Source organism: Albidovulum sp., assembly GCF_008933605.1.
Classification (GTDB): domain Bacteria; phylum Pseudomonadota; class Alphaproteobacteria; order Rhodobacterales; family Rhodobacteraceae; genus Albidovulum.
In genome coordinates this window covers 1-7,216 of record NZ_WBUS01000160.1, presented here as the reverse complement: position 1 = coordinate 7,216, position 7,216 = coordinate 1, and the positions used below count along the sequence as shown (strand labels likewise).

The following is a 7,216-nucleotide window of genomic DNA, read 5'->3' as shown; positions in this document are numbered from 1 at the left end:
CCCCCACCGCCACCAGCCCGCGCGGGCCGGCGGCAAGCCGGGCGCGGTCGAAGCACGCCTCCTCGGCGCGTTCCACCGACATCGGTCCGCAGGCCGCGACCAGCGCGACGGCCGGCAGGAGGGCGGCGCGCGCCTGCATCAGTAGACCCGCGCCTTGGGCGCGATCTTCTTCAGGCTGATGCCGCCCTCGGCCTCGGACGTCAGCGGATCGAGATGGACGGGCCGGTAGTCGAGCGTGACCCTGGCACCATCCACCCGGGCGAGCGAATGCTTGCGCCAGTTGGCATCGTCGCGGTTCGGATGATCCTCGCTCGCATGCGCCCCGCGGCTTTCCTTCCGCGCCTCGGCAGCCACGATGGTGGCGAGCGCGTTGGGCATGAGGTTCGTGAGCTCCAGCGACTCCATGAGGTCGGAGTTCCAGATGAGCGAGCGGTCGGTGACCTTGATGTCGTCCATCTTGGCCGCCACGCGCTGCATCTTCTCCACGCCCTCGGCAAGCGTCTTGTCGGTGCGGAAGACGGCCGCGTCGGACTGCATGGTCTTCTGCATTTCCAGCCGCAGTTCGGCCGTCGCCACGTTGCCCTTGGCGTGGCGGAGGCCGTCGAAGCGCCCAAGCGCCCGGTCCAACTCGGACGCGTTGGTCGCCGGCACGGCACGGGCGCGGTCAACGACTTGCCCCGCCCGGATCGCCGCCGCGCGGCCGAAGACCACGAGGTCGATGAGCGAGTTGGATCCGAGCCGGTTCGCGCCGTGGACGGAGGCGCAGCCCGCCTCGCCCACCGCCATCAGCCCGGGGAACACGTTGTCGGGTTTGCCCGGCAGCGGATTCAGCACCTCGCCCCAGTAGTTCGTCGGGATGCCGCCCATGTTGTAGTGCACCGTCGGCAGCACCGGGATCGGCTCCTTCGTCACATCGACGCCGGCGAAGATCTTCGCCGACTCGCTGATGCCCGGCAGCCGTTCATGCAGCGTGGCCGGCGGCAGGTGGTTGAGGTGCAGGTGGATGTGATCCTTGTGCTCGCCCACGCCGCGCCCTTCGCGGATCTCGATGGTCATGCAGCGGCTGACCACGTCGCGCGACGCCAGGTCCTTGTAGGTCGGCGCGTAGCGTTCCATGAACCGCTCGCCCTCGGAGTTGGTGAGGTATCCGCCCTCGCCCCGTGCACCTTCGGTGATGAGGCAACCGGCACCGTAGATACCGGTGGGATGGAACTGCACGAACTCCATGTCCTGCAACGGCAGGCCCGCACGCGCCACCATGCCTCCACCGTCGCCGGTGCAGGTGTGGGCGCCGGTCGCCGAGAAATAGGCCCGGCCGTATCCGCCGGTGGCCAGCACCACCATCTTGGCGTTGAAGACATGGATCGTGCCGTCGTCGAGCTTCCAGGCCACGACGCCGGTGCAGGCGCCGTCGGTGATGACGAGGTCGATGGCGAAGTACTCGATGAAGAACTCCGCCTTCTGCTTCAGGCTCTGGCCGTAGAGCGTGTGCAGGATCGCGTGGCCGGTGCGGTCGGCCGCCGCGCAGGTGCGCTGCACCGGGGGACCCTCGCCGAACTCGGTCGTGTGGCCGCCAAAGGGGCGCTGATAGATCTTGCCCTCCTCGGTGCGGCTGAAGGGCACGCCGTAGTGCTCAAGCTCATAGACCGCCTTCGGCGCCTCGCGCGCGAGGTATTCCATCGCGTCGGTGTCGCCGAGCCAGTCCGATCCCTTCACCGTGTCGTACATGTGCCACTGCCAGTGGTCCGGCCCCATGTTCGACAGGCTGGCCGCGATTCCGCCCTGCGCCGCGACGGTGTGGGAGCGCGTCGGAAAGACCTTGGTCACGCAGGCCGTGCGCAGCCCCTGTTCGGCCATGCCCAGCGTCGCGCGCAGCCCCGCGCCGCCGGCGCCCACCACGACCACGTCGTAGTCATGCGTTTCGTAAGGATAGGAAGCGGTCATCGTGAGAAATCCTTCAAAGCGCGAGCCGGATCAGCGCATAGAGCCCTGTGGCGATGGTCGTGTAGGTGATGCAGACGACCGCGACGATCAGCGCCTTGCGCATGAAGCCGTGGGCATAGTCCTCGATCATCATCTGCGCACCGTGGCGGAAGTGGAGCATCCCCACCCAGAGCGTCAGCCCGGCGACGATGGCCGGGAACGGCCGGCCGTAGTACGCGACCACGGTCGCGTGATCGGCGCCGACGACCCGGCCGAAGGTGAAGATGAAGAGCGGCACGAGGACGGCGAGGCCGACCGCGCTCATCTGCATGTACCAGTGATGCGCGGTCCCGGTCTTGGCGGAGCCGAGGCCGGCGGCGCGCTTGGCATCGGTGAGGTATCGCATGGCCGCCCCTTTCAGAGAATAGTGATGGTGATGAGCGTCAGCACGACCGAGCCGAGGACGACGCCCCAGCCGAGCCGTTCGGCGGTCGGGATGTCGAGCCCGCGCCCGCTGTCGAACCAGAGGTGCCGCAACCCGGCGAGGTAGTGGTACCAGACGGCCCAGATGGAGCCCGCGAAGACGAGCTTGCCGACCCAGCTTCGCACTACCGCGTCGGCCACCGCGAAGTATTCGGCACTGGTCGCCGCCGCGAGCAGCCACCAGACGATGAGAAGTGCCGCGACGATCAGGGCATTGCCGGTGATCCGCGTCAGGATCGAGCTGATGGAGGTGAGCTGCGGGCGGTAGTATGGCCCGATCATGAAAGGCGACAGCGGGCGCTTGCCCCGGTTGACATCGGCCATTTCGGTCCCCCTTTGTCTCGCGCCCTGCCGCGAAGGGGGCGCCTTCGTCCCTCTCAATAGCGCAAATCGCGCCCATGTCACGCCGTGAATGCTGGAAAAGCCCGGAATCGGCTGGCGTTAGCGATAAAGACGGGGTTTGTGATCACATGGAAAAATTTCGTGATCACGCAATCCGGGACTCCGTTCAGGGCTCGAAGCGCGCGGGAATCGTTCCGGCCGGCAGCGCCGATACCGGCCGCTCCGTCTCGCGCCTGAGCTTGCGTCGCATCCGCTCCGGATACTCGTCATAGCTTTCGGCAGTCACCACGAAGGCGTTGGCGCCGGTCATGACGTTGCGGGCGAAGTAGTCCGGCAGCTCCGCGTCCTCGCCGCGGATCACCAGCGCGTTGACGATGATGGCGAGGCTGTCCATGCCTGGCCGGATCTCCGCGGGCTCGGTCCCCTCGTTGCTGCGCCCGTCCGACGAAATGTCCATGACCCGCCGGCGGCAGGCGGGCGCCTGATCGAAGACGCCCATGCCGAAGGTCATCGCCTGGCCGATGGCGGTGGAATACTCCGTCCATACGCGCGGCAGCGCCCCGATCCGCGCGGCAAGCGCCTCCACGTCCTCGGGGCGTTCGATCCGCGTCCAGCCGATGGACAGCTCCTGCCGCGACGCGCCGGTCCACTGCATCAGCGCCACCGCCGCCTCGGCTTTGACGAGCGCCTCGGTCACCACTCCGTCGCGCAGGCCCTCGGCCAGCCCCTGCATCTGCACCGCATATTCGCGGCCATCGACCGAGCCGGAGACGTCGACGGCGAGGAGGAGCGCAAGCTCGCATCCCGCCGCCGGGGCGGCGAGCGCAGGCAGGAGGCAGAGGGCAAGGGCCCGGCGCATGGACGGAGCATAGCGCGCGGCCCGCGCGCAGGCGATCACAAAGGCATCAGAGCCCAGTAGTCGAGGTCCAGAAGCACCTCGGGCAGGTACTTCCCGTCGGCATCCCTCAACGCGAAGGGCGCCGCGCCGTGTTTCACCGCCACCAGCCTCAACCGGATCGCGCCGACGCCCGGCGCCGCGGTTTCGGCCTTGTCGAGCACTTCCGACCAGGCCCGCACGGTGTCGCCCGCGAAGCAGGGGTTGGCATGGGCGCCCGCGTTCAGCGCCACGAGCATCTGCGCGTTCGCCAGCCCGTTGAAGCTCAGCGCCCGGGCGAGCGAAATCACATGCCCGCCGTAGATCAGCCGCCGCCCGTCCTCGCGCATCGTGGCGTCGAAATGCACCTTGGCGGTGTTCTGCCAGAGCCGGGTGGCCAGCATGTGCTCCGCCTCCTCGACCGTCACGCCGTCCACATGGTCGATCTTCTCGCCCGGGGCATAGTCGCCCCAGCGGTGCGGCTCGCCGGCGAGCCCGAAGTCGTAGTGCGTGAAGTCGAGCCCATCGGGCAGCACCAGATCCGGCGCCGCGACGGCGGGCTGGAGGCCGGGCACCACCGCTTCGGGGGCCGGGGTGGCGGCGTCGCGCTTGCGGACCATCACCCAGCGGACGTATTCCAGCACGACCTCACCGCGCTGGTTCAGCCCGCGCGTCCGGACCCAGACGACCCCCGACTTGCCGTTGGAATTCTCCTTCACCCCGATCACCTGGCTATCGGAGCGCAGTGTGTCCCCCGCCCAGACCGGCCGGATCCAGCGCCCCTCGGCATAGCCGAGGTTGGCGACGGCGTTCAGGCTGATGTCGGGCACGGTCTTGCCGAAAACCGTGTGGAAGGCGACGAGATCGTCCATCGGCGCCGCCTTCAGGCCGCAGGCGCGCGCGAAGGCGTCCGAGGAATGGAGCGCGTGCCGGGCGGGGTAGAGCGCGTGGTAGAGCGCCCGCTCGCCGCCCGAAACCGTGCGGGGAACGGCATGCGCGATCACCTCGCCGACCCGATAATCCTCGAAGAATCTGCCCGGATTGGTTTTCATCGCACGTCCTTCAGTCATCGTCCCGGCGCGGCCCTAGCCATAGGTCCCGAGGAACGGGTTATAGCCGAGCCAGATATGGATGCCGGCGATCAGCCCGTAGAGGACGACTGCGACCGCTAGGGCGATCGCATCGCCCCTGAGCCCGCCCGGCGCCGGCCTCACCCACGCCCCCTGCGCGTTGATCAGGAGGATGGAGACCGCGGCCCAGAGACCGAGTCCGCCGAAGAGCACGATCGACGCGAGATCGCCGTTGACCAGCAGATGCGCGACGGCCCAGACGATCACGCTCAGCAGCATCGGGTGCCGGACACGGGCGCGAAGTCGCCCCTTGCTGTGCGACAGGCCGAAGAGAAAGAGGGCCCCGAGCATCAGAAGGTCGGTCAGGTGACCCATGCCCGGCAGGGGTGTGTAGACCGGCTCGACCTCCGCCCGCCGGTAGCCGATCACCATCAGGATGAGCGCGGCGAGCGACAGCACCGTCACCGCCATCTTGCCCGGCATCTCGCCCATCCGCGCCCTGGGGCCGGGGGCGAGGCGCTTGAAAAGGTGCGACACGATCCAGAGCACAAGGCCCAGAACCAGGATCTGCATTGCGAAACCTCCCTGACCGGAACGCGGGCCGAGCCTTTCCCTATTTCGCCCGCTCCGCAATAGCTTCCGCACGGGCAAGCGCCTGGCGGGCGGTCACGACATGCAGGTTCTCGACGATCCGCCCGTCCACCACGGCGACGCCCTGCCCCGCCGCCTTCGCCTCCTCGAAGGCCGCGATCTGGCGGCGGGCGAGGTCGATTTCCGCCTCCGACGGCGCGAAGGCGGCATTGGCAATGGCAAGCTGCGCGGGGTGGATGAGCGTCTTGCCGTCGAAGCCCATGTCGCGGCCCTGCTCGCATTCCGCCAGAAGCCCGGCGTCGTCCTTGAAGGCGTTGTAGACGCCATCGACGATGATGCGGCCATGCGCCTTGGCGGCCAGGAGACAGAGCCCGAGACCGGCCTGCATCGCCAGCCGGTCAGGCCGGAATCGGCTGCCGAGTTCGCGCGCGAGGTCGTTGGTGCCCATCACTAGGCCTTCCAGCCGCGGATGCGCGGCGATGGCGGCGGCATTCAGCATCCCGAGCGCGGTCTCCATCATCGCCCAGAGCGGAACGTCGGGCACGAGTGCCGCCACCGCATCGAGGTCGGCCGCGGCGGAGACCTTCGGAACGAGGATCGCGTCGACCTTCGCGCCCGCCCGGATCGCCGAGGCGAAGGCGGTCGCATCCGCGTGCCCCCAGCCGGTGTCGAGCCCGTTCACCCGCACGATCCGCGCGCGCCCGCCGAAATCCGCCTCGGCCAGGACCCGCGCCAGCAGCGCGCGGGCATTTGCCTTCTCGTCCGGCGCCACTGCATCCTCGAGGTCGAAGATGATCGCGTCGCAGTCAAGTTCGCGCGCCTTCTCCAGCGCACGCTCCTTCGAGCCGGGGATGTAGAGCACCGAGCGATAGGGGCGCGGGCGAAGGGCGGCGACCATCGGGAATCTCCTCGCAACATTATTGCGTCAAAGACCACAGTGGCGGCACTTTCGGCAAGAGCTTTTTGCCGCAGCGCAGAAACCCCGGGGCCTCGTCTTGGCCCCAATACTCCCGCCGAAGGCTCCCGCCGCGACCGCGCGCGCTCGCTTCACCGGATTTTCGCAGCCCGGCGGCAGCATCACGGCGACCCGCGATCGACCGGAAGGCGCGCCATGCAGCAGAAACTCTTCGCCCTCTCGCTCGGCTTTGCAGCCGTCATCCTCGCCACGCATCACGCCTTCGCGGCATCCTTCGGCGCCTAGCCGCCCACCGCCGCGCTCCAGAGGTGCTTCAGCGAGACCGCCAGAAGCGCCCAGGTGACCAGCCTGAAGAAGAGTCGCTCCGGCAGGACGCGCACCAGCCAGACCCCCGCCAGAACCGCCGCCACCGCCGGAATGGAGAGGATCGCCGCCGCCTTGAGGTTCTCCGCCGACAACTGGCCGAGCGCCCAATAGGGGACCAGCTTCACGGCGTTCACGAAGGCGAAGAACACGGTCGTCGTCGCCGCAAAGACGGTCTTTTCCAGCCTGAGCGGCAGCACATAGACCTGGTAGGGCGGCGCGCCGGCATGGCTGACGAAGCTCGTGTAGCCGGTCACCGCGCCCCAGACGATCCCGGGGACGACCCGGGCCCGGCCGGGTCCCGCGCCCTCCGGGCGCGGGCCGAGGAGAAGGGTCAGCGCGAAGGCGGTCCCGATCGCCCCGACGATGCCCGTCACCAGCCGGTCGGACACCGCGGCCGCAGTCATCCAGCCGAGCCCGATACCCAAGACCGCGGCGGGTGCGAGAATCGCGAGCACCCTCCGGTCGAAGGCCCGGCGGTAGGCGAAAAGCCCGATCAGGTCCGAGGCGACATAGACCGGCAGGAGCAGCCCCGCCGCCGCCACGGGCGAAACCGCGAGCGCGAGTACCGGCACCGCCAGCATTCCCACGACCGGCAGCCCGCCTTTCGACAGGCCGACGAGCGCGGCCGCCAGGCAGCCCAGACCCCAGAAA

At 68.8% G+C, this 7,216-nt stretch carries 8 protein-coding genes; all 8 read right to left on the bottom strand.

The features are described from left to right. Positions 1 to 138 precede the first annotated feature (138 nt). Positions 139 to 1,944, bottom strand: a complete 1,806-nt coding sequence (gene sdhA, locus F9K34_RS15835) for a succinate dehydrogenase flavoprotein subunit (RefSeq protein ID WP_291338089.1) — start codon at positions 1,942 to 1,944, stop codon at positions 139 to 141. A gap of 13 nt (positions 1,945 to 1,957) precedes the next feature. Then, positions 1,958 to 2,329, bottom strand: a complete 372-nt coding sequence (locus F9K34_RS15830) for a succinate dehydrogenase, hydrophobic membrane anchor protein (RefSeq protein WP_291338088.1) — start codon at positions 2,327 to 2,329, stop codon at positions 1,958 to 1,960. Between the two features lie 11 nt (positions 2,330 to 2,340). Beyond that, the gene (gene sdhC, locus F9K34_RS15825; protein ID WP_291338087.1) at positions 2,341 to 2,730 is read right to left on the bottom strand and encodes a succinate dehydrogenase, cytochrome b556 subunit; all 390 of its coding nucleotides are present in this window, start codon (positions 2,728 to 2,730) and stop codon (positions 2,341 to 2,343) included. 184 nt (positions 2,731 to 2,914) lie between these two features. Beyond that, positions 2,915 to 3,607 carry a DUF1194 domain-containing protein gene (locus F9K34_RS15820; protein WP_291338086.1) on the bottom strand — a complete coding sequence of 231 codons (693 nt, stop codon included), beginning with the start codon at positions 3,605 to 3,607 and terminating at the stop codon, positions 2,915 to 2,917. Between the two features lie 35 nt (positions 3,608 to 3,642). Continuing rightward, positions 3,643 to 4,674, bottom strand: a complete 1,032-nt coding sequence (locus tag F9K34_RS15815) for a MaoC family dehydratase (RefSeq protein WP_291338085.1) — start codon at positions 4,672 to 4,674, stop codon at positions 3,643 to 3,645. Between the two features lie 33 nt (positions 4,675 to 4,707). After that, complete coding sequence (locus tag F9K34_RS15810; RefSeq protein WP_291338084.1) at positions 4,708 to 5,265, bottom strand: NnrU family protein; 558 nt, start codon at positions 5,263 to 5,265, stop codon at positions 4,708 to 4,710. Positions 5,266 to 5,305: 40 nt separating this feature from the next. After that, positions 5,306 to 6,181, bottom strand: a complete 876-nt coding sequence (locus tag F9K34_RS15805) for an HpcH/HpaI aldolase/citrate lyase family protein (RefSeq protein WP_291338083.1) — start codon at positions 6,179 to 6,181, stop codon at positions 5,306 to 5,308. A gap of 299 nt (positions 6,182 to 6,480) precedes the next feature. After that, positions 6,481 to 7,216: sulfite exporter TauE/SafE family protein (locus tag F9K34_RS15800; RefSeq protein ID WP_436405756.1), on the bottom strand; the 736-nt coding region annotated here is incomplete at its 5' end.

Coding starts and splice junctions, on each gene's coding strand:
- F9K34_RS15815 (WP_291338085.1), bottom strand. CDS start 4,674: ATGAAAACCAATCCGGGCAGATTCTTCGAGGATTATCGGGTCGGCGAG.
- sdhA (WP_291338089.1), bottom strand. CDS start 1,944: ATGACCGCTTCCTATCCTTACGAAACGCATGACTACGACGTGGTCGTG.
- F9K34_RS15805 (WP_291338083.1), bottom strand. CDS start 6,181: ATGGTCGCCGCCCTTCGCCCGCGCCCCTATCGCTCGGTGCTCTACATC.
- F9K34_RS15830 (WP_291338088.1), bottom strand. CDS start 2,329: ATGCGATACCTCACCGATGCCAAGCGCGCCGCCGGCCTCGGCTCCGCC.
- F9K34_RS15810 (WP_291338084.1), bottom strand. CDS start 5,265: ATGCAGATCCTGGTTCTGGGCCTTGTGCTCTGGATCGTGTCGCACCTT.
- sdhC (WP_291338087.1), bottom strand. CDS start 2,730: ATGGCCGATGTCAACCGGGGCAAGCGCCCGCTGTCGCCTTTCATGATC.
- F9K34_RS15820 (WP_291338086.1), bottom strand. CDS start 3,607: ATGCGCCGGGCCCTTGCCCTCTGCCTCCTGCCTGCGCTCGCCGCCCCG.